Source organism: Sporosarcina sp. Marseille-Q4943, from assembly GCF_943736995.1.
Classification (GTDB): Bacteria; Bacillota; Bacilli; order Bacillales_A; family Planococcaceae; genus Sporosarcina.
Genome location: NZ_OX031157.1, coordinates 1980538 through 2000949 on the forward strand (window position 1 = coordinate 1980538; position 20412 = coordinate 2000949).

Below are 20412 nucleotides of genomic sequence, written 5' to 3' on the forward strand. Positions count from 1 at the left end.
GAGTGCAGGACATGGAGCAAAGGAAAAGGAAATCATCCAAGACCGTTGCATCGATTGAAACTGAATATATCCGCTCGTTGCGCAAAAAAGAAATGTGGAGAAACACGCAGAAGAAGCGGCTTCAGAAGAAACTGTTCATCTATGCGGTGATCGCTTTCGCGGTGCTCGGCGGTATGACGAAAATGTATATTCAGCAAAAGCAGACGCTGCAAGAGATAGAACAGGAAAAAGTGGAAACGCTCGCCAAGTTGGAAGAAGTGAAGGAAGAGCAAGAACTTCTTAAAAAACAGCTTGTGAAATTGGATGACGATGACTATATTGCCAAGCTTGCACGGAAAGAATATTTTTTATCTGATAAAAATGAAATCATCTTCACCGTCCCAGAAAATAAGAAGAAAAAAGACGAAAAAGATGACGGAAAAGAGTAGTCTTATTGACACTCTTTTTTTGTTGGCTATAATGAAAGTAAGGATCTTGCACTTGCAGGACTCGCCATATGGTAAAAGGCTTCTGAAAAGTGGCCGTTTAAATCTTAAGGAGGAGCATTTTTTTTATGTCAATTGAAGTAGGCAGCAAGTTACAGGGGAAAGTTACAGGGATCACAAACTTCGGTGCGTTCGTCGAACTGCCGAACGGTTCAACTGGTCTGGTCCATATTAGTGAAGTAGCGGACAATTATGTGAAGGATATCAATGACCACCTAAAAGTAGGCGATATGGTTGAAGTGAAAGTGATGAATGTCGGCACTGACGGAAAAATCGGTTTATCGATTAGAAAAGCGAAACCGGAAGCTGAACGTCCTCAACGCCCTCAACGTCCTCGTCACAGCGGTGGCCGTCCTAGCCATAATGACCGTCCAGAGAATTTCGAGCAAAAGATGGCTAAATTCATGAAAGACAGTGAAGAACGCCTTTCAACTTTGAAAAGAGCAACAGAATCTAAACGCGGTGGCCGTGGCGCAAGAAGAGGGTAACTTGCTGGCTGTTTCAATTAGTGGAAATGAATCTCTTATGAGCGATCTAACATCTAATAAGATGTTAGGTCGTTTTTTTAATTCGGATACGATAAATGCTTCCAAATACGCATAAATCCGTGAAGGCGCGCATAAACGACGGCAAATACGCATAAATTGCTCCAAAAACGCATAATCACTTCCAAACGCGCATAAATGAATTTTTTCACGCATAAAAGCTTCTAAACACCCATAAATGATTTTCTTTACAAGGGTTTCAATCTACAACTACCGAATAATAAATGAAAAGGGGGCTGTATTGGAATGAATGAAGTTGTGGGCAATCTTAAAAATTACTTGGAATGGGCAGATTCGTTGCACTCGTTGACTGAACAACAGAGGGATACACCGTATCAAGAAGGAAAATGGACTCCAAAGGAGATTCTCATGCATATGGCGGAATGGGATCGATTCACTTTGGAGCATCGGCTTGAACGGATGAAAGAATCAGAGAAGCTTGAAGATGTGGAGTGGGGACCGTTCAATGAGCGGGCTGCAAAACTTGCAAAAGAACATTCCTTTGATGAAGTGATCGTACTCGCAAAGAAGTATCGGCAACAAATTATTGAATGGCTTGAAGGTGTGGATGAGGCGGAATGGACGAAGCCGTTTAACATCGGCGAACATGTTCTGACATTACGGGAATATTTCTCGGATTTTGTTTGGCATGATTCGCACCATAAGGAACAAATCGAGTCGATTCGATAAGAAGAGAAGATCTTTAATGTGTTATGCGTGATTGGGAGAGTTTATGCGCGTTTGCGGGAGTTTATGCGGTTCTGCAGGCGTTTATGCGTTTTTGGAGGAAGTTATGCGTATTTAATTCGATTTATGCGTGATTCCAGCGATTTATGCGTATTTCGGCATAAAAAAAGCGTCCTGTCATCTGACAGGACGCTTTTTTCAATTATTGTCCAGCTTCGGCGGCCAGATGCTCGGGGTCATGAGAAAACCCGGCTAAGTGGCAAAAAGCGCCACACGCCGGGTTTTCTTATGCCTGTCGCATCTAAGCAGGCCGCCTACGCATTTCTATATAGCGGCGGAGGGGGTCGAACCCACGACCTTTCGGGTATGAACCGAACGCTCTAGCCAGCTGAGCTACGCCGCCATGTTGTTCATTTGTTCTGAACGACAATAACCATAATACACGGCTTGATGGCGTCTGTCAACCTTTCGTTGAAAAATAGAAAAAGACTTCGGAACGAGTCGAAATCTTTTTTGATTCACTTGTCAGGAACAGACAAATTCTTTCGCTTTACCTATGTATACTCAGTTGCAAGTAGACATAGGGGGAATGTGAGATGAAGATGATAGGCAATCTTGAGAGACCGGTAGGCCAGCAGATTCGTCAGGTGTTCGACACGGTGGGGAAGCGGAAGATGTATGTATTGATGGCGGCGTTCTTTTTACTAAGTACGTTTTTCTTGTCGCAGGCAGTTCTGTTTGACGCAGCCGTGCCTTTTTTCTTGCCGGTTTGGGCGTTGGCACAGATGCGATTCAGGAAACATCTCATTTATGTATTCATCGGCGGAATTGCCGGAGGGGCTTTTTTAGGGCTAGGACAAGCAGTGATCCATTTATTGCAATTATTGTTGTTCAATGTAGTGAGCAAGCATCCTCTCATGCGGAAATCCATACCATTGACCGTTGCAGGGTCGATCATTGTTGTCCAAGTTCTTTGGCAGTTTATCATGCATAGCGGGCATACGCCTGTCGATGTGCAGTTGACGATCGGCTTCGAAGCTGTGTTGGCGCTATTCATGACGTTTTTCCTGTTTGTTGCCTTCCCTCATCGGGAGCGCATCTTTTTTGGCCAATGGTCGCCGGAACGACTCGGGGCTGTTTGTATTGTCGGCATCATGGCGACAACCGGGATGGGCAATCTCATGGTCGGTCCGATTTCAATTTCAGGATTGCTTCTTCATTTGACCATTTTGCTGGCAGCGCTTGCTGGCGGTCTTCCGTTTTCCACGACGATTGCGATGATGATCGCCGCCATCTCGGGAATTGCGGAATTGTCATTCACCGGGATGATGGCGGTATATGGGATGACAGGCTTCTTTGCTGGTGCTCTTCGCAGGCTCGGAAAATTAGGTATTGCCACAGGCGGCTTTGCGGTATCCGTTTTTTTTCTGCTATACGATTTCACATTGCCGCTTGATACTTCCCATTTCCTGACGATCGGCTTGGCAACGCTTCTATTTTTCTTCGTGCCGGCGAAGAAGGTGGAGCCGCTTAGCCGGATGATTACGCCGGGCGCTCAACAGGACATTTCAGTGAAGCGGCAGCAATGGCTGACCGATCGACTTGACGAGCAATTATCCGATTTCCAGCAGTTCGCAGAATTCATGTCCAATCTTGTCAATGATCGTTTCTCTTCGGATGACAGCAATGCGGAACAAAACATACCTTCAATCTGTCAGTCCTGTTTCAGATATTCGAAATGTTGGGAGGGGAAGGGGGAATGGATGGCCCGTCTGCTCTACGAGTGGGAAGGGACTTATTCCGCGACGAAGAAAGCGGCACGTCACCGTGTCGAGGAAAGGATTAAGTATAAATGCATCCGCTCTGCAGGTTTGATTTCCGAGTTGGAGGAATCGGCTTCCAACCACCTTCTCATGGGGCAACTACAGCATGGGAGAAAAATGCTTGCGTTGCAGTTGAGGGATATGAGCAACCATTTGGAGAAAATCATGAATGATATAAAAGGGGAGTTGACGGTTAACCATCTTGCAGAGGAGGAATTGGGGAAGCATTTGCAGTCGCAAGGAATCGAATATTATCAGATCGATATTTTATCGGAGGAGAAAGGAGCATACCGGATCGTTATTTCAATACCCGAAAAGCGTTCGGATTTTGAGACGGATACAACTGTGGCGGAACGACTTATACTGCCGTTATTGGAGGAAGTCTATCGCGAGCCGTTCAAAGTGGAGAAGACCGTCGTGCTGCAAGACCCATTCCCGCATATTCAAATTATGTTCTGCTCGGCTGTCCGATTCTCAATGGAATATGGGATTGTGGCGACAGCTGGTAGCGGGACGTTCCATGCTGGCGACGCTTATGAAGTGTTCCCAATCCACGACGGTCTCACCGCTGTTCTGCTATCAGATGGAATGGGGCATGATATGAATGCATACCGTGAAAGCCGGAAAGTGATCCGTCTCATGCGGGAATGTCTGGATCGGAAAATGGATCCTGAAACGGCGATGCATACATTGCATTACATGATGTCGTTGAATGGCCTAGACGACATGTATGCGACGCTCGATTTGGCTTTAATCGACTTGCAGGACGGCCGGCTTTGGTCTTGGAAGGCGGGTTCAATGAGCACGTATATTAAGCGTGGACAAGACTTCCTCAGGCTCGACAGCAAATCGGTTCCCGTCGGATTCCTTCCGTCATTTTCCGTGGAGGCAACAAATGAAGAATTGAAATCGGGAGATATTATCGTCATGCTGACGGATGGAGTATTTAACGGGTCGGTAACGATTGAGAAGCAGGAGGAGGCGATCTATGGAATATTGGAAAAGTACGGCCACTTGTCATGTGAGCCGTTAGCCGACCGTATAATGTCCGAGATGGAGAGGAAATTCGGTGTTGTTGCGGACGACCGGACCGTTTTAGTAATGAAAGTTGAACACGTCTTACCGAAGTGGACGACAATAAAGCCTACAAATCGATTTATTTCCCGGGAAAAAGTTATGGGGTAGAATAGGGGGAAGATGAAAGACAACAGTGTGGGGGGGCGAATCATGCAGGCATTTGAAAGGAAAATCCTTGATTTCATTCATAAAGAGGAATTGCTGACTTCAGGGCAACGGGTTCTTGTCGCTTGCTCGGGTGGGGTGGATTCTGTTGCGCTATTGCTACTCATGGCAAAACTCGGCGAAAAACTGCGGATTGAGGTGGCTGCCGTCCATGTCGATCATATGCTTCGCGGGCGAGAGTCGGCGGATGACGGCGAGTTTGTGAAAGAGCTATGTAGGAAGCTTGGAATTCCTTTCTTTGGCGGGGATGTACCCGTACCCTCCATTCTAAATAAGGAAGGCGGAAATGTGCAGGACGTCTGCCGTACTGGACGTTACGCCTTTTTCAACGAGGTGATGCGTGCGGAGCACTATGACGTGCTGGCGACCGCCCATCATGCAGAAGACCAATTGGAGACGGTGCTTATGCAATTGTCCAGGGGAAGTGTCCCTCTCGGCATTCCTGCGAGTAGGACAATAGACGGCGGCACCGTCATCAGACCTTTTCTTCCAGCGATGAAAGAAGAGCTTCTTACGTATGTGAAGAGTCGTGGTGCACAATTCAGGGAGGATCCGAGCAATAAAAGTGACGCCTATTTACGGAATCGGCTCCGCCGACATGTCGCGCCGATTATCTTGTCGGAAAATCCTTCGGCAGCATTGAATGTCGTTAAAATGACGGCTGATCTTAGGGAGGATGAATTGTTATTGGATAGCTTGGTGAAAGAGCGTTTTGCTTCCATTGTGACCTTCACTGAAGATGGCTTGCCGACCTTTCCCTCTGAACAGTTTAAAAGCATGCACACTGCTTTACAAAAGCGCTTTATTCCACTACTATTGAATTATCTTTACTTCGGGGAAATCAAACCTGTAGTATACAATACTGCACTTTTGAACCAATTGCATCATCACCTATCCGCAAGTACGGGAAATGTCACGATTGACCTTCCGAAAGGCTACCGATTCGTTCGGGAATACGGTGTCGTTTCGATTGTGAAAAATGCGGAAAACAAAGAAGTCCCAGTTCAAATGCTGCAAAAAGGCGAATGGACGAGCTGGGGTGATATGCTGCTGTATTGGGACATTGCTGACGGACACAACGAGGAAGCTGAGGAAGTAATGTATTTCGACTTACCCGATGTAGACTTGCCGCTTTACGTGAGGGGCAGAAAAGACGGGGATCGGATATTGCTACCGGGCATGACTCGGCCAAAGCGATTGTCCAGATTGTTCATTGACGAAAAAATCGGCGCTGAAAAACGGCGAAAAACGCCGATCGTCATAACTGCGCACGGTGAGATTTGCGCCATTCCTGGCGTGCGATATGGCATCCAGTTCAAGAATCGGAAAACGGAACAGGAAAAGTACATATTCAAAATGAAAGCAAAGTGAAAATTTTAATGGAAAAGAGAGGGAACTCGATGTTGCAAAACGATATTGAAGAAGTGCTCATCACAGAAGAACAGATCCAGGAGAAAATTGCGGAACTTGGTGCCGTACTGACGGAGGATTACCAGGATAAATTTCCGCTAGCGATCGGTGTCCTAAAAGGGGCATTGCCTTTCATGAGCGACTTGATTAAACGGATCGATGCGTATATCGAATTGGATTTCATGGACGTATCCAGCTATGGAAATGCGACGGTGTCATCAGGTGAAGTGAAAATCGTCAAGGACTTGAATGCAAGTGTGGAAGGCCGTGACGTTTTAATCATCGAAGATATCATTGACAGCGGTATGACATTGAATTATTTAGTTGAACTTTTTAAATACCGAAAAGCGAAATCCATTAAGATTGTAACGTTGCTTGATAAACCGACGGGACGAAAAGTGGACTTGAAAGCGGATTATGTCGGATTCCTTGTACCGGATGCGTTTGTTGTCGGTTATGGGCTTGATTACGCAGAAAAATATAGGAACTTGCCTTATATCGGTGTATTGAAAAAGGAAATCTACTCTTTCTGAAAGCTTTTCAACAAACCTTTAATAGGGGCGATGGAAAGCTTTTTCCATATTCGGTCGAAGTAGGAATACTATCATCTGTGGAGTCGTGAATATTTACGAATGAAAGACTGTTCTTTTTCGGTACGTTATAAAGTCATTTCCTTTGTAGGTTGAATCTGTTATATGATAAGATTTACAATAGTTTTCTGTTGAAAGAAATGAGGAGGCTTGGGATGAATCGTATACTTCGATACTTTCTACTATACGGATTGATCTTCCTTGCAATCATGGGGATTTTCAGTTCACTAAATAATCCGAATCCGAAAACGAAAGAGATTCGGTATGATGAATTTTATACATCGTTGGAAAAAGGCGATATTGAAACATTATCGTTTCAACCAGTGCGTGATGTTCTGACTGTTGAAGGTACGATGAAGGGCTATGAAGAGGGAGAAAAATTCACGACGAATGTTTTGATGAGTGATACTTCTGTTATGGAAGTGATTCGAAATATCGAAGCTACCGGTAAAACGAATAACCCTCAGATCCAAATCATACCTGCTCCAGAGACAAGTGCATGGGTAGCCTTCTTTACAGGATTAGTTCCTTTCATCATCATCATCATCCTATTCTTCTTCCTTCTGAATCAAGCACAAGGCGGCGGTGGCGGCCGAGTGATGAATTTTGGAAAAAGTAAGGCGAAGCTCCATTCCGATGATCGCAAAAAAGTCAGATTCACAGACGTAGCGGGTGCGGATGAAGAAAAAGCCGAGCTTGAAGAAGTTGTGGATTTCCTGAAAGATTCCCGTAAATTCGCTGAACTCGGAGCGCGTATTCCAAAAGGAATCCTTTTGGTCGGACCTCCTGGTACAGGTAAAACACTTTTGGCACGTGCGGTTGCCGGTGAAGCCGGTGTTCCGTTCTTCTCGATTTCCGGTTCGGATTTCGTTGAAATGTTTGTCGGGGTCGGGGCATCCCGTGTCCGCGACTTGTTTGAAAACGCAAAAAAGAATGCGCCGTGTATCATCTTCATCGATGAAATCGACGCAGTCGGACGTCAACGGGGCGCTGGTCTCGGAGGCGGGCATGATGAACGTGAACAGACGCTTAACCAGCTTTTAGTTGAAATGGATGGGTTCGATGGAAACGAAGGCATCATTATCGTTGCCGCGACAAACCGTCCAGATATCCTTGACCCAGCACTTCTTCGTCCAGGACGTTTCGACCGTCAAATCACTGTCGGCCGTCCGGATGTCAAAGGCCGTGAAGCGGTTCTGAAAGTGCATGCGCGTAACAAACCACTTGACGAGTCAGTCAATATGAAAGCTTTGGCGCAACGCACTCCAGGATTCTCGGGTGCTGACTTGGAGAACTTGTTGAATGAAGCTGCATTAGTCGCGGCTAGACGCGGCAAGGCGAAAATCGACATGTCGGATATCGATGAAGCGACGGACCGCGTCATTGCGGGACCAGCTAAAACGAGCAGGGTCATTTCTGAGAAAGAAAGAAATATTGTCGCATTCCATGAAGCGGGTCACGTCGTTGTCGGCCTTATGTTGGATGACGCGGAAATCGTCCATAAAGTGACGATCGTCCCTCGCGGCCAGGCCGGCGGATATGCGGTCATGTTGCCGAAAGAGGACCGTTACTTCATGACGAAGCCTGAACTTCTCGACAAAATTGCCGGACTCCTTGGAGGACGTGTAGCGGAAGAAATCGTCCTTGGGGAAGTTTCTACAGGTGCCCATAACGACTTCCAACGTGCTACGGGCATTGCACGTTCCATGGTGACTGAATATGGTATGAGCAAAAAGCTCGGACCGATGCAATTTGGCCAGGCGCAAGGCGGCAATGTCTTCCTTGGAAGAGACTTCAATTCCGAACAGAACTATTCCGAATCGATTGCGTATGAAATCGACCAGGAAATGCAGCGCATCATTAAGGAACAATATGAGCGCACAACTAATATCCTGACGGAGAACCGAAACTTGCTCGACTTGATTGCAACGACGCTTCTCGAAGTGGAAACGTTGGATGCAGAGCAGATCAATCACTTGAAAGATCATGGCACATTGCCTGAGCGTCCATACGAGAAAAATGGAAATGGCTCACAAAAGAAAACGGATGATGCAGATGCTGAAAAAGACACTGTGCATTCGGATTCGACAGGCGCGCCTGCAGATCCTTCTATTGGAGACTTGCCGAAAGAGAATGGTGGAGATCAAACCCTTCCTCCAATCGATGAACATAGAAGAGATTGACGTTACGGAGCTACTGTAAAGGATGATATTCCAGTCGACTGCTTTTTTAAGGCAGTCGGCTGTTTTTATTTCTACCTGATGTGTTATCATCCAGCTCCAGGTGGCAGCTAAAGCCGTAACGAAGAACGGCTTTTGCGAGTAAAAGCGTAGCGTTACGAGCATCGGTTGGGGAGAGTGTATTAATTTATACGAATCAAACCATGCTGTTGATTGGCTAGACGCCGCCCTTCGCTTTTGTTATGATGTTTTGGAAAATGACGAATGTTAGCGAGGAAAAGAATATGATCTTAGTATTGGATACAGGAAATACGAATATCGTTCTTGGAGTCTATGATAAAGGTGAATTGAAGCACCACTGGCGTATGGAAACGTACAGGCAAAGAACGGAAGACGAATATGCCATGTCCGTGAAAGCGCTGTTTACCCATGCCGGCCTAAGATTTGAAGATATCAATGGCATCATCATCTCATCTGTCGTTCCGCCGGTCATGTTCCCGCTTGAGCAGATGTGCAGAAATTATTTTAACTTGCGTCCGCTCATTGTTGGACCAGGAGTCAAAACAGGATTGAATATAAAATACGAAAATCCTCGCGAAGTGGGTGCGGACCGTATTGTCAATGCGGTCGCTGCTATCCATGATTACGGCTCTCCGCTCATCATCGTCGATTTCGGTACTGCTACGACATTCTGTTATGTGAATGAAAAAGGTGAGTATATGGGCGGTTCGATTGCGCCAGGAATCGGCATTTCCATGGAGGCGTTATTCGATCGGGCATCCAAATTGCCGCGTGTCGAATTGACGCGGCCGGATCATATTATCGGCAAGAACACCGTAGCCGCGATGCAAGCGGGCATCGTTTATGGATATGTCGGGCTTGTCGAAGGTATCGTTGGAAGGATGAAAGCGCACAGTAAGGTGGAGCCGACTGTCATTGCGACAGGAGGCCTTGCTGAATTGATTGCCAGTGAGACGAATGTAATTGATATCGTAGACAATTTCCTTACGTTGAAGGGGTTGCATTTGATCTACGAAAGAAATGTTTGAAGGGAGTAGTAATAGATGAGTGATTATTTGATAAAAGCATTAGCTTTTGAAGGGACAATTCGTGCGTATGCGGTGAATTCGACAGAGGCAGTCGGCGAAGCGCAGAAAAAGCACCATGTATGGCCGACAGCTACAGCAGCTTTAGGCAGGACGATGACGGCTGGGCTCATGATGGGAGCGATGCTGAAAGGCGATGACAAACTGACGGTAAAAATTGAAGGGAACGGCCCGGCTGGACCGATTGTCGTTGATGCTAACGCTCACGGGGAGGTAAGAGGATACATTACGAATCCGCATACCCATTTTGATTTGAACGAACAAGGGAAACTTGACGTTAGGCGCGCGGTCGGCACGGAAGGAATGTTGACGGTAGTGAAAGACCTTGGATTACGGGACTTTTTCACAGGGCAAGTTCCGATTGTTTCCGGTGAAATTGCGGAAGACTTCACTCAATATTTTGTTGTATCTGAACAGGTTCCTTCAGCGGTGGCCTTGGGTGTCCTTGTCAATCCTGACAATACCGTCAAAGCTGCAGGCGGCTTCATCATCCAAGTGATGCCGGGTGCAACGGAAGAGACGATCAGCATGCTTGAGGAAAAGTTAGCGAACGTTGAACCGATTTCTAGGATGATTGACCGTGGTTTGACGCCGGAGGAAGTAATCGGAGAAGTGTTGGGGAAAGAGAATGTTGAAATCCTCGATCGAATGGACGTTGCATTCCGATGCAATTGCTCTCGGGAACGTTTTGGCAACGCAATCATCGGTCTTGGAGAGCAGGAAATCCGAGAAATGATCGATGAAGACGGCCAAGCGGAAGCCGAATGCCATTTCTGTTTAGAGAAGTATCTATTCACGAAAGAAGAACTTGAAGGATTTATCGATGAAATACGGTCAAGGTCGTAACGTCCAGGAGACGGTTCCTCCTAGGAGGAGATTGAAAACGAAACCGCTTCTCGCAATTATTGGCGTCCTTTTTACTTGTAACGTCCTTTGGTTTATCGGATGGCTCATCCCTGGCAAATCGAAGCAACCTGATGAAGAGGTTGCTTCGGTAGCGGGCGAAGCGATTACGAGAGGGCAGTGGATGACTGCCATGGAAAAGGAAGTTGGGAGAGAAGTGCTTCTCGATCTCGTCAACAATAAAGTGATGGAGACGGCCGCAAAGAAATACGGTATCAAAGTGACGGACGAGGAAATCGAACTGGAACTCGCGTTGATCACTTCGGTGGACGGCAGATCGCATTCGGGAATGGACATCGAGCAAACACGGCAAAAAATTCGGTCTCACCTTATTTTGGAGAAGGTCTTGTCGAATGACGTCGTCATTGATGATGCTTCAGTGAAAGCGTTTTATGAGAAAAATGAATCCCTCTACAATATTTTGACCGCTTACCGGACTTCCATCATCATTGTTCCGACGAAGGAAGAGGCGGAGCAGGCATTGGATGAGCTATCGAAAGGGTCAAGCTTTGATGCGTTGGCAAAAGAACTATCGACCGATCTCGCTTCAGCCAGCCTTGGCGGCGACATCGGCTATATAAATGCTGAGACAGAGACGGTAGACCCTGCAATCTATAAAGCGGCATCCAAACTGAAGGAAGGAAAGATCGGGGATGCCGTCAAGCTGCATGACGGTACATATGCGATTATCCTAGTGAATGAAATCGTGAAGGGCAGGACGTTCTCCTTTAATGAAGTGAAGGAGCACATTAAACGTGAGCTGGCCATTGAACAGCTTCCTCAATCGGTCAATCCCGAAGCGTTTTGGAAAGAGTTCGATGCAAGATGGTTTTATGGAAAATGAAGTGAAAAGCTGGTCGGAGTCGTCTAAAGAGCGGTTCTGAACGGCTTTTTTTTAGGTTATACATATGAAAAGAGGGAAAAGATAAGGGAGTCATTAATGATTGACACTGTTCACAATCGGGGTGTACTATTAATACAATAAAACATATCAAATAACTAGGGATTAGGAGTGGGTAGAAATGAGTAGAGTTGGGAACACGATTGCGGACCTAGTCGGAAAAACGCCGCTCGTCAAGTTGAACCGTATGACAAACCCAGACATTGCGGACATTTATTTAAAACTGGAATACTTCAATCCGGGATCGAGTGTAAAAGACAGGATTGCGCTTGCAATGATTGAAGCTGCAGAGAAGTCCGGAGATTTGAAGGAAGGCAGCACGATCATTGAGCCGACGAGCGGGAATACAGGAATTGGTCTCGCGATGATTGCAGCCGCAAAAGGATATAAGTCAGTTCTCGTCATGCCGGATACGATGAGCATGGAGCGCCGGAATCTATTGCGTGCTTACGGTGCCGACCTTGTCCTTACACCTGGAGCGGAAGGGATGAAAGGGGCTATCGGAAAAGCGGAAGAGCTAGCAGAGAAAAACGGCTGGTTCATGCCGCAGCAATTCAATAACGAAGCGAATCCCGAAGTGCATCGTCTGACGACAGGTCCGGAAATTGCCGATGCGCTTGATCAAGTCGATGCGTTCATCTCGGGCATCGGTACAGGAGGTACGATAACCGGGGTGGGCAGCGTATTGAAAGAGCGCTTCCCGGACGTGCGTATCATTGCCGTGGAGCCGACAGATTCGCCAGTCCTTTCGGGTGGAAAGCCAGGGCCGCATAAAATCCAAGGAATCGGGGCGGGCTTCGTACCGAAAGTGCTCGACACGGACATATATGATGAAATTATTCAAGTGACGAATGATGAAGCGTATGATACAGCTAGAAGAGCGGCGCGGGAAGAGGGAATTCTGGGCGGCGTCTCCTCCGGGGCGGCCATTTTCGCTGCGCTTCAAGTTGCGGAAAAGCTTGGGAAAGGCAAGAAAGTCGTTGCCATCCTCCCATCGAACGGTGAACGATACTTGAGTACCCCGCTTTATCAATTTGAAGAAGAATAAAAGTTGTTAGTTGAAGGAGAGAGCTCATGCGGCTCTCTTTTTTTCTTTCCTAATAGTAGCCTAAACCCCAGTTTACACGTTAAGATAACTATATTAAATGGAGCTGGGGGAAAATGAAATGGATAAATTGCATCCTAATTATAAGAAGACTGACATGACGAAGGAGCAATTTTTTTACGCATATAAAGAACTTGCGAAAACGGTGGGACAGCACGTTTTGCTGGAAAGCGGACGAACAGGCAAACTATGCATCGCGGGTGTCGACCCGTTAGTTACGTTAATAAGCAAGCAGCATCAATCATTGGAGCTTCAATGGCGTGACGGGAAGAAGGAAACAAGGGAAGGCGAACCTCTTGAACTAGTATCGGCCTTCGTCGAATCGATGAAAATGGACAATGTACCGGAGCTGCCGGACTTCCAAGGGGGCGCTATCGGGTTCATCAGCTACGATTACGCCCGGACATATGAGCCAATTCCTGAAATGACTGCGGATGACCTTGAGACGCCGGACGTCTTTTTCTATTTATTTGACCGTTGGGCAGTCCTCGATCTCGAAACGGAAACAGCTTATTTCATGACGTTGCCTGGTCGGGGGCTGGATGCGTCGGAAGTGGAAAGGGAATGGACGGAGGCGGCAGAAGCCGGTATCGCAAGTCGCTTCCTATCACCAGCTAACTATACAATCGATTATACAAGACCTGAAAATGTGGAAGTGTCGGTAACCGGACCGCAATTCGAACAGATGGTGCGTGATGTCCAGCGCTATATTGCGGATGGAGACGTCAATCAAGTCAACTTGACTGTCCGACAATCGAAGTTTCTATCCGCTGACCCGCTTTCGATGTACGAAGCATTGCGTTCCTTCAATCCATCGCCTTATATGGCGTCAATCGGAGCCAAGGAATTCGCTGTCGTGTCGGGTTCTCCGGAATTGTTGCTGAAGAAACGCGGAATGGAGTTGAGTACCCGTCCAATCGGGGGAACGCGGCCGAGAGGGGCGACAGAATTCGAGGATGAAGCATATGAGAAGGACCTGCTCTCCGATGAAAAGGAGAAAGGTGAGCATATTATGCTTGTCGAACAGGAGCTGGAGGACTTTGGACGAGTCTGCGTGCCGGAAACGGTGGAAACGGATGAATTCATGGTCGTTGAGCGGTATTCGCACGTCATGCATCTCGTTTCGAATGTGAGAGGGACGGCAGCTCCGGAATTATCGAATGCGGATATTATTAGAGGAGTCTTTCCTGGAGGTTCAATTACCGGCTCGCCGAAGCTGCGCACGATGGAAATTATCGAGGAGTTGGAGCCGACGCGGAGAGGTTTGTATACGGGCTCAATCGGCTGGATTGGCTTTAACGGCGACATCGATTTGAATATCGTCATTCGTACGGCGTATATAAAAGATGGAATCGTCCATATACAAGCGGGTGCTGGCCTTGTCGCGGACTCTAGTCCGGAAGCAGAATATGTGGAGTCGCTCAATAAGGCGAGGGCGCTCTGGCAGGCGAAGGAAATGGCCGAAGCGGCAAAATGAAAGGAGGAATGCCTCCATGCTATGTTGGATGAACGGTGAATTTAGACAAGCGGAACAGTTGCGGATATCCCCGTTCGATCACGGGTTTTTATATGGTGCAGGTTTTTTTGAGACATTTAGGACATATGAGGGACGCGTGTTTTTATTCAAAGAGCATATGGAACGGCTTCGTGCTGCATTGCATGAATACCGGATTGCGATGCCTTATTCGGATGGGGAGATTGCAGAAGCGATTCAAGAGTTGCACGTCCGTTCGGGTGGACGTGACGGGTATTTCCGGTTGAATGTATCTGCAGGCGTGCATGATATCGGTTTAGCCCCTTCCGAGTACGAGACGCCGAACGTCATTCTGTTCCGTAAAGATCTTGTAGTAGCCCCTCGGGGAACAGAAAAGAAAGCTGTGTGGCTCGAGACGGAAAGGAATCGCCCGGAAAGCCGGGTCCGCCACAAGTCGCATAACTTCCTGAACAATGTGCGCGGACGTTTGGAGCTGCCTTCCTTGAAGGAGCTGGAAGGAATCTTTCTCACGGCGTTCGGCCATGTAGCTGAAGGAGTGACGTCCAATGTGTTTTGGGTGAAAGACGGCGCGCTGTACACACCCTCAATAGAAACGGGAATTCTGCCCGGCCTTACACGCGCCTTCATATTGGAGCTTGGGGCAAAAGTAGGGATGGATGTACATATCGGGCTTTATGAGAAAAGTGATGTTGAGCAAGCGGACGAAGTGTTCGTGTCGAACTCGATTCAGGAGCTCGTCCCGCTCTCTTCGGTAGACGAGCAGCTGATGTCAGGCGCTTCAGGGGTTTATTATCAAAAATTGCATCGATTATACGTGCAAGCGATTGATGGGATGAAAGAAGGGTAAATCATGGAATTATCGAAAGCGAAAGAGATATATCGATTAGGGAATACCGATTTTGATTTTAAAAAGGAGACGGCCGTAATGGGCATTTTAAATGTCACGCCGGACTCCTTCTCGGACGGAGGCAAATACGGACAAATCGATGCAGCATTGAAGCGCGCAGAAGAAATGCTTCGGGACGGTGCGAAAATCATTGATATCGGGGGTGAGTCGACTCGTCCAGGTCACGCACCGGTATCGCTCGAATTGGAACTAGAGCGGACGGTTCCGGTAATCGAGGCGCTAGTTCGGGAATTGGACTGTGTCATTTCGATCGATACGTATAAGGCGGACGTGGCGGATGCGGCATTGAAAGCGGGTGCGAAAATCATTAATGACGTATGGGGAGCGAAACGCGAACCGAGGATCGCCGAAGTGGCGGCTGCCCACGGAGCACCGATCATCCTTATGCATAATCGGGAAAAGGCGGAATACGCAGGGCCTTTCATGGATGAACTAATTGCCGACTTGGAGGAAAGCGTGCAAATCGCGCGCATGGCGGGTGTGCCGGAAAGCAATATTTGGCTCGATCCAGGCATCGGCTTTGCGAAAAATACGAGGCAGAACGTGTTGGCGATGCAAGGGCTTCGCCGGATATCGGATCTGGGGTACCCGCTCTTGCTTGCGACATCCCGGAAAAGAATGATCGGCAACATATTGGATCTGCCTGTCGATGAGCGGATGGAAGGGACAGGTGCGACAGTTTGCTATGGCATCGATCACGGTTGTCATCTAGTGCGGGTGCACGATGTGAAGGGGATTTCCCGCATGGTGAAGATGATGGATGTGCTCGCGGGCAAATCAGAAGTAAGCGTCGACTGATCTGGAAATGGAGGGTGTGAGGATGGATTATATTCATTTGAACGAAATGGAGTTTTACGGTTATCACGGTGCATTGAAGGAAGAGACGGTGCTTGGGCAGCGTTTCCGGGCGAATGTATCGCTCGCAGTCGATTTGGCTGAAGCTGGAGAAACCGATGATTTGAAGAAGACGGTTAATTACGCAGAAGTGTTCGAAGTTTGCAGAACTGTCGTCGAAGGTGAGCCGAAAAAGTTGATTGAATCCGTCGCCGAGGAGATTTCAAACCTCATTTTACAAACGTTCCCTGAGCAAGTCCGCGGCGTCCGGGTCGTCTTAATAAAACCCGATCCGCCAATCCGGGGTCACTATGTCTCAGTCTCCGTGGAAATTACGAGAGGGCAATTTTCATGAATATCTCGTACATTTCCATAGGATCCAATATCGGAGATAGACTGCATCATCTTAAAGAGGCGGTCCGTGCACTTCATTCCCACGGACAAATCAAAGCGACGAAAGTGTCTTCCATCTATGAAACGGCACCTGTCGGTTATACGGAACAGGCGGACTTCCTGAATTTGGTCGTTCGTGTGGAGACATCGTTAGATCCGCATGAGTTATTGGCGGCATGTCAAAATGTGGAGAACAGCTTGGGCCGTGTACGTGATATTAGATGGGGTCCGCGGACTGTAGACCTTGACATTTTGCTGTTTAATAACGACAATATTGAAGCGGAGAATTTAATCGTGCCGCACCCGAGAATGGGTGAACGGGCATTTGTTCTCGTACCTTTGTTGGAAATCGCGCCTACAATCGGACACCCTGTAACGGGAATCCCATTTGCAGTTACGGATGACGACGGCGTTGTGCTTTGGAAGAAACCTGAGGGAGTCGAGCAGTTGTTGTTTGGCGAATGAACGGCTCTATCCATCTTTCTGGTATATGATAGGCATTCGTGGCAATGCTAAGATTCAAAATGCCAACAATGCGAGCCGCCATTATAGTGGCGGCTTTTTTTACATAAAGAGTTTGTGTACAATAGGAACATGCCATCCGGCGTGAGGGATAACTGATGAAGGAGTGAAGGAAATGTCCCATTTGGATGAATTGAACGATCAGCTTTTGGTGAGACGCCAGAAGATGGAAGAATTGCGAGAGGGCGGTTTAGATCCGTTTGGCGCAAGATTCGAGCGGACGCATCTATCCAATGAAATCCGCGAAGCCTATGAGGGTCTTTCAAAAGAGGAATTGGATGAAACAGTGCACGAAGTAAAAATTGCGGGACGGATCATGACGAAGCGCGGCAAAGGGAAGGCTGGGTTTGCCCATCTCCAAGACCTCGGCGGCCAGATTCAAATCTACGTCCGTCAAGATGCGGTCGGCGAAGAGGCTTATGACCTGTTTACCCACGCGGATCTAGGGGATATCGTCGGGATTAAAGGAAACGTCTTCAAAACAAAAGTAGGCGAACTTTCTATTAAAGTGACTGAATTTACGTTTCTCACGAAAGCGCTTCGTCCGTTGCCGGATAAATTCCATGGATTGAAGGATATCGAACAACGGTACCGCCAGCGTTATCTAGACTTGATCACTTCAGAGGAAAGCAGACAGACGTTCATTACAAGAAGCCGTATCATCTCATCGATGCGTCACTATTTGGACGGACAAGGCTTCCTTGAAGTTGAAACACCGATGTTGCACTCCATTGCGGGAGGAGCAACGGCACGTCCGTTCATTACGCACCATAACGCTTTGGATATGGAGTTATACATGCGCATAGCGATCGAGCTTCACTTGAAACGGCTTATTGTCGGCGGTCTTGAAAAAGTGTATGAAATCGGCCGCGTTTTCCGTAATGAAGGGATTTCCACAAGACATAACCCTGAATTCACGATGATTGAACTATATGAAGCTTATGCGGACTATAAAGACATCATGGAGCTTACAGAAAATATGGTTGCATATATCGCGCAAGATGTCCTCGGTACGACAAAAGTGAAATACGGTGAAGATATCATCGACCTATCGCCAGGCTGGAAACGTCTGCATATGGTGGATGCAATCAAGGAATATACTGGCGTTGACTTCTGGAAGCATATGACGAAGGAAGAAGCCCATGCCCTTGCTAAGGAACATGGCGTAGAAGTGACAGGCATGATGGACGTTGGTCATGTGTTGAACGAGTTCTTCGAGCAGAAAGTCGAAGAGCAACTTGTCCAACCTACATTTATCTACGGCCATCCTGTAGAAATATCGCCTCTCGCGAAGAAGAATCCGGAAGACGAGCGTTTCACAGACCGCTTTGAACTATTCATTGTTCGTCGTGAACACGCGAATGCATTTACTGAGTTGAACGACCCTATCGATCAGCGCTCGCGTTTTGAAGCGCAATTGGTCGAAAAGGAGCAAGGCAACGACGAGGCGCATGATATGGATGAAGACTTCATAGAAGCACTTGAATATGGACTTCCTCCAACAGGCGGTCTTGGAATAGGTATTGACCGTCTCGTGATGCTGCTGACAAACGCTCAATCGATTCGCGATATTCTCCTGTTCCCACAGATGAGAAATAAAGAGTAATCATATAAAGGAAGCACCGTGCAATCACGCTTGAAATAGTGATTGCACGGTTATCGCTTCTACGTGAATCTAACGAAGATAACTATTTTCGAAAAAAGTGTTGCAATCAAATAGACAGGGTGGTATAGTAATAAACGTTGCGTTTCCGCTAACTGAATAACTACTTCGAAACAGCTTAAAACTTTTTTGAAAAAGTTATTGACAACGGAATTGCAAGCATGGTATTATATAAGAGTTGCTTCTGAGAGAGGCGGCGAACAACGAATCAAATGAACCTTGAAAACTGAACAGCAAAACGTCAACAAATAAAGTTCTGGAGCCGACTCCGTCGGTGAAAGGAACAAACGAATCTTCGGATTCAAAATTGACATCTTAAATGATGCCAGCAAGAAACTCGAGCTACTCGAATTTCTCTATTATGGAGAGTTTGATCCTGGCTCAGGACGAACGCTGGCGGCGTGCCTAATACATGCAAGTCGAGCGAATTGACGGGAGCTTGCTCCCAGATATTAGCGGCGGACGGGTGAGTAACACGTGGGCAACCTGCCCTGCAGATGGGGATAACTCCGGGAAACCGGGGCTAATACCGAATAATCAGTTCCTCCGCATGGAGGAACTCTGAAAGACGGTTTCGGCTGTCACTGCAGGATGGGCCCGCGGCGCATTAGCTAGTTGGTGGGGTAATGGCCTACCAAGGCGACGATGCGTAGCCGACCTGAGAGGGTGATCGGCCACACTGGGACTGAGACACGGCCCAGACTCCTACGGGAGGCAGCAGTAGGGAATCTTCCACAATGGACGAAAGTCTGATGGAGCAACGCCGCGTGAGCGAAGAAGGTTTTCGGATCGTAAAGCTCTGTTGCGAGGGAAGAACAAGTACGGGAGTAACTGCCCGTACCTTGACGGTACCTCGTCAGAAAGCCACGGCTAACTACGTGCCAGCAGCCGCGGTAATACGTAGGTGGCAAGCGTTGTCCGGAATTATTGGGCGTAAAGCGCGCGCAGGCGGTCCTTTAAGTCTGATGTGAAAGCCCACGGCTCAACCGTGGAGGGTCATTGGAAACTGGAGGACTTGAGTACAGAAGAGGAAAGCGGAATTCCACGTGTAGCGGTGAAATGCGTAGAGATGTGGAGGAACACCAGTGGCGAAGGCGGCTTTCTGGTCTGTAACTGACGCTGAGGCGCGAAAGCGTGGGGAGCAAACAGGATTAGATACCCTGGTAGTCCACGCTGTAAACGATGAGTGCTAAGTGTTAGGGGGTTTCCGCCCCTTAGTGCTGCAGCTAACGCATTAAGCACTCCGCCTGGGGAGTACGGCCGCAAGGCTGAAACTCAAAGGAATTGACGGGGACCCGCACAAGCGGTGGAGCATGTGGTTTAATTCGAAGCAACGCGAAGAACCTTACCAGGTCTTGACATCCCGCTGACCGGTGTAGAGATACGCCTTTCCCTTCGGGGACAGCGGTGACAGGTGGTGCATGGTTGTCGTCAGCTCGTGTCGTGAGATGTTGGGTTAAGTCCCGCAACGAGCGCAACCCTTGATCTTAGTTGCCAGCATTCAGTTGGGCACTCTAAGGTGACTGCCGGTGACAAACCGGAGGAAGGTGGGGATGACGTCAAATCATCATGCCCCTTATGACCTGGGCTACACACGTGCTACAATGGACGGTACAAAGGG

Annotated in this window: 17 protein-coding genes, 1 tRNA gene and 1 rRNA gene; 18 read left to right on the forward strand and 1 reads right to left on the reverse strand. The window is 47.8% G+C overall.

The features are described from left to right. Nucleotides 1-11: 11 nt before the first annotated feature. The 3 genes from NIT04_RS18965 to NIT04_RS18975 all read left to right on the forward strand — a co-directional run bounded on the left by NIT04_RS18965 (nt 12) and on the right by NIT04_RS18975 (nt 1720). Complete coding sequence (locus NIT04_RS18965) at nt 12-428, forward strand: septum formation initiator family protein (RefSeq protein ID WP_252505042.1); 417 nt, start codon at nt 12-14, stop codon at nt 426-428. Between the two features lie 125 nt (nt 429-553). Beyond that, a complete protein-coding gene (locus tag NIT04_RS18970) occupies nt 554-973 on the forward strand; it encodes a S1 domain-containing RNA-binding protein (protein WP_239433347.1) in 420 nt (139 codons plus the stop codon). Nucleotides 974-1276: 303 nt separating this feature from the next. Beyond that, nucleotides 1277-1720 carry a DinB family protein gene (locus tag NIT04_RS18975; RefSeq protein ID WP_252505043.1) on the forward strand — a complete coding sequence of 148 codons (444 nt, stop codon included), beginning with the start codon at nt 1277-1279 and terminating at the stop codon, nt 1718-1720. Nucleotides 1721-2046: 326 nt separating this feature from the next. Here NIT04_RS18975 and NIT04_RS18980 read toward each other — a convergent pair. After that, nucleotides 2047-2120 (reverse strand) — tRNA-Met (locus NIT04_RS18980). 193 nt (nt 2121-2313) lie between these two features. Between NIT04_RS18980 and NIT04_RS18985 the strand changes: the two genes are divergently transcribed. The 15 genes from NIT04_RS18985 to NIT04_RS19055 all read left to right on the forward strand — a co-directional run. Further along, a complete protein-coding gene (locus tag NIT04_RS18985; protein WP_252505044.1) occupies nt 2314-4725 on the forward strand; it encodes a SpoIIE family protein phosphatase in 2412 nt (803 codons plus the stop codon). A gap of 42 nt (nt 4726-4767) precedes the next feature. Then, complete coding sequence (tilS, locus tag NIT04_RS18990) at nt 4768-6153, forward strand: tRNA lysidine(34) synthetase TilS (protein ID WP_252505045.1); 1386 nt, start codon at nt 4768-4770, stop codon at nt 6151-6153. Nucleotides 6154-6182: 29 nt separating this feature from the next. Continuing rightward, a complete protein-coding gene (gene hpt, locus NIT04_RS18995; RefSeq protein ID WP_252505046.1) occupies nt 6183-6725 on the forward strand; it encodes a hypoxanthine phosphoribosyltransferase in 543 nt (180 codons plus the stop codon). Between the two features lie 212 nt (nt 6726-6937). Continuing rightward, nucleotides 6938-8965: an ATP-dependent zinc metalloprotease FtsH gene (gene ftsH / locus NIT04_RS19000; RefSeq protein WP_252505047.1), complete on the forward strand. Its 2028-nt coding sequence runs from the start codon at nt 6938-6940 to the stop codon at nt 8963-8965. Nucleotides 8966-9246: 281 nt separating this feature from the next. Next, complete coding sequence (locus tag NIT04_RS19005; RefSeq protein ID WP_252505158.1) at nt 9247-10011, forward strand: type III pantothenate kinase; 765 nt, start codon at nt 9247-9249, stop codon at nt 10009-10011. Nucleotides 10012-10026: 15 nt separating this feature from the next. Beyond that, nucleotides 10027-10914 carry an Hsp33 family molecular chaperone HslO gene (gene hslO / locus NIT04_RS19010; protein WP_252505048.1) on the forward strand — a complete coding sequence of 296 codons (888 nt, stop codon included), beginning with the start codon at nt 10027-10029 and terminating at the stop codon, nt 10912-10914. After that, entirely contained in the window at nt 10892-11815 is a 924-nt protein-coding gene (locus NIT04_RS19015; protein WP_252505049.1) for a peptidyl-prolyl cis-trans isomerase, read from the forward strand. Before hslO ends, NIT04_RS19015 begins: the two co-directional genes overlap by 23 nt. A gap of 178 nt (nt 11816-11993) precedes the next feature. Next, the gene (gene cysK / locus NIT04_RS19020) at nt 11994-12920 is read left to right on the forward strand and encodes a cysteine synthase A (protein ID WP_252505050.1); all 927 of its coding nucleotides are present in this window, start codon (nt 11994-11996) and stop codon (nt 12918-12920) included. Between the two features lie 118 nt (nt 12921-13038). Continuing rightward, on the forward strand, nt 13039-14454 hold the full coding sequence (locus NIT04_RS19025; protein ID WP_252505051.1) for an anthranilate synthase component I family protein: 1416 nt from the start codon (nt 13039-13041) through the stop codon (nt 14452-14454). Nucleotides 14455-14470: 16 nt separating this feature from the next. Continuing rightward, a complete protein-coding gene (gene pabC, locus NIT04_RS19030) occupies nt 14471-15319 on the forward strand; it encodes an aminodeoxychorismate lyase (RefSeq protein WP_252505052.1) in 849 nt (282 codons plus the stop codon). A gap of 3 nt (nt 15320-15322) precedes the next feature. Beyond that, nucleotides 15323-16177, forward strand: coding sequence for a dihydropteroate synthase (gene folP, locus NIT04_RS19035; protein ID WP_252505053.1), 855 nt, complete (start codon nt 15323-15325; stop codon nt 16175-16177). Between the two features lie 22 nt (nt 16178-16199). Next, on the forward strand, nt 16200-16568 hold the full coding sequence (folB, locus tag NIT04_RS19040; RefSeq protein WP_252505054.1) for a dihydroneopterin aldolase: 369 nt from the start codon (nt 16200-16202) through the stop codon (nt 16566-16568). After that, nucleotides 16565-17071, forward strand: a complete 507-nt coding sequence (gene folK, locus NIT04_RS19045) for a 2-amino-4-hydroxy-6-hydroxymethyldihydropteridine diphosphokinase (protein ID WP_252505055.1) — start codon at nt 16565-16567, stop codon at nt 17069-17071. Before folB ends, folK begins: the two co-directional genes overlap by 4 nt. A gap of 172 nt (nt 17072-17243) precedes the next feature. Next, nucleotides 17244-18734: a lysine--tRNA ligase gene (gene lysS, locus NIT04_RS19050; RefSeq protein ID WP_252505056.1), complete on the forward strand. Its 1491-nt coding sequence runs from the start codon at nt 17244-17246 to the stop codon at nt 18732-18734. A gap of 415 nt (nt 18735-19149) precedes the next feature. Continuing rightward, nucleotides 19150-20412, forward strand: a 16S ribosomal RNA gene (locus tag NIT04_RS19055); the annotation flags it as partial.

Excerpts from the sequence above, each read along its gene's own strand:
- NIT04_RS18965 (WP_252505042.1), top strand. The coding sequence starts at position 12 with ATGGAGCAAAGGAAAAGGAAATCATCCAAGACCGTTGCATCGATTGAA.
- NIT04_RS18970 (WP_239433347.1), top strand. The coding sequence starts at position 554 with ATGTCAATTGAAGTAGGCAGCAAGTTACAGGGGAAAGTTACAGGGATC.
- NIT04_RS18975 (WP_252505043.1), top strand. The coding sequence starts at position 1,277 with ATGAATGAAGTTGTGGGCAATCTTAAAAATTACTTGGAATGGGCAGAT.
- NIT04_RS18985 (WP_252505044.1), top strand. The coding sequence starts at position 2,314 with ATGAAGATGATAGGCAATCTTGAGAGACCGGTAGGCCAGCAGATTCGT.
- tilS (WP_252505045.1), top strand. The coding sequence starts at position 4,768 with ATGCAGGCATTTGAAAGGAAAATCCTTGATTTCATTCATAAAGAGGAA.
- hpt (WP_252505046.1), top strand. The coding sequence starts at position 6,183 with ATGTTGCAAAACGATATTGAAGAAGTGCTCATCACAGAAGAACAGATC.
- ftsH (WP_252505047.1), top strand. The coding sequence starts at position 6,938 with ATGAATCGTATACTTCGATACTTTCTACTATACGGATTGATCTTCCTT.
- NIT04_RS19005 (WP_252505158.1), top strand. The coding sequence starts at position 9,247 with ATGATCTTAGTATTGGATACAGGAAATACGAATATCGTTCTTGGAGTC.
- hslO (WP_252505048.1), top strand. The coding sequence starts at position 10,027 with ATGAGTGATTATTTGATAAAAGCATTAGCTTTTGAAGGGACAATTCGT.
- NIT04_RS19015 (WP_252505049.1), top strand. The coding sequence starts at position 10,892 with ATGAAATACGGTCAAGGTCGTAACGTCCAGGAGACGGTTCCTCCTAGG.
- cysK (WP_252505050.1), top strand. The coding sequence starts at position 11,994 with ATGAGTAGAGTTGGGAACACGATTGCGGACCTAGTCGGAAAAACGCCG.
- NIT04_RS19025 (WP_252505051.1), top strand. The coding sequence starts at position 13,039 with ATGGATAAATTGCATCCTAATTATAAGAAGACTGACATGACGAAGGAG.
- pabC (WP_252505052.1), top strand. The coding sequence starts at position 14,471 with ATGCTATGTTGGATGAACGGTGAATTTAGACAAGCGGAACAGTTGCGG.
- folP (WP_252505053.1), top strand. The coding sequence starts at position 15,323 with ATGGAATTATCGAAAGCGAAAGAGATATATCGATTAGGGAATACCGAT.
- folB (WP_252505054.1), top strand. The coding sequence starts at position 16,200 with ATGGATTATATTCATTTGAACGAAATGGAGTTTTACGGTTATCACGGT.
- folK (WP_252505055.1), top strand. The coding sequence starts at position 16,565 with ATGAATATCTCGTACATTTCCATAGGATCCAATATCGGAGATAGACTG.
- lysS (WP_252505056.1), top strand. The coding sequence starts at position 17,244 with ATGTCCCATTTGGATGAATTGAACGATCAGCTTTTGGTGAGACGCCAG.